The organism is Asanoa sp. NPDC050611 (genome assembly GCF_040654855.1).
GTDB lineage: Bacteria > Actinomycetota > Actinomycetes > Mycobacteriales > Micromonosporaceae > Asanoa.
On sequence record NZ_JBFAIU010000688.1, the window covers coordinates 1 to 1,286 of the forward strand.

The following is a 1,286-nucleotide window of genomic DNA, read 5'->3' on the forward strand; positions in this document are numbered from 1 at the left end:
CGCGCCCTCCGGGGATCAACGTCGGGCGTGAACCGCCGCGGCCAGCTCGTCCAGCAGGGTGGCGGTCGTGTCCCAGTCGATGCACGCGTCGGTCACCGACTGGCCCCGCACCATCGCCGGCCCGCCGAGGTCCTGCCGGCCCGCGACCAGGAAGCTCTCCATCATCACGCCGGCGATGCCGCGCTCGCCGGCGGCCAGCCGCGCCGCGATCTCGCGTACGACGCCGGGCTGCCGGTTGTGGTCCTTGCCGCTGTTGCCGTGGCTGGCGTCGATCATCAGCCGCTGGGGCAGCCCCGCCGCGTCGAGCTTGGCCAGGGCGTCCGAGACGTGCGCGGCCGAGTAGTTCGGCCCGCTCGCACCGCCGCGCAGCATCAGGTGGCAGTCCGGGTTGCCGGTCGTGGTGACCAGCGCGGCGATCCCGTCCAGGTTGATGCCCATGAAAACGTGGCTGGCCGCCGCGGCCCGGATCCCGTCCACCGCGTCGCCGATGTCGCCCGAGGTGGAGTTCTTGATCCCGATCGGCATCGACAGCCCGCTGCACAGCTGCCGGTGCGTCTGGCTGGCGGCGGTCCGGGCGCCGATCGAGCCCCAGCTGACGATGTCGGCGATGAACTGCGGGGTGATCGGGTCGAGGAACTCGCAGCCGACGGGCAGGCCCAGCGCGGAGACGTCGAGCAGGAGCTGGCGGGCCAGCCGCAGGCCGCGGTTGACGTCGAAGCCGCCGGACAGCTCCGGGTCGTTGATCAGGCCCTTCCAGCCGACGGTGGTGCGGGGCTTCTCGAAGTACGTGCGCATCACCACCCGCAGCTCGCCCGAGACGGTCTCGGCGACCTTGGCGAGTCGCTGGGCGTACTCGAGGGCGGCGTCCGTGTCGTGGATCGAGCAGGGTCCGACGATCACCAGCAGGCGGTCGTCACGCCCGTCGAGGACGTCGGCGACCTCGGCCCGGCCGCGGCTGACCACGTCGGCGACCTCGGGGGTGACCGGGAACTCGTGGCGGAGCAGCGCGGGAGAGATCAACGGACTCATCCGGGCGATGCGGGCGTCGTCGAGCGCCGCGGCGGTGGTAGACATGGCGTCCTCTCATGGGCGAGCCGCCCTCGGACGCGCGCCGAGCCGGCTCAGGAATCCGGCTCGGGGGTGAAGGTCAGCGCAGCGGAACGCCCGCCGACCCGTTCCGGGCCGGAGGTGTAAACCAATACTCGCGCTGCACGGCGCAACCCTAGCAGGACCCTGCGTGGCCCGGCCACCGCGACCCGGCTGCCGACGCTCTCCGGCAGGCCGTC

1 protein-coding gene is annotated in these 1,286 nt (G+C 72.7%); it reads right to left on the bottom strand.

Annotation, left to right across the window (positions count from 1 at the left end; all coding sequences use genetic code 11):
* Positions 1 to 15: 15 nt before the first annotated feature.
* Complete coding sequence (locus tag AB0H87_RS41850) at positions 16 to 1,074, bottom strand: 3-deoxy-7-phosphoheptulonate synthase (protein ID WP_360159445.1); 1,059 nt, start codon at positions 1,072 to 1,074, stop codon at positions 16 to 18.
* Between the last annotated feature and the right edge of the window lie 212 nt (positions 1,075 to 1,286).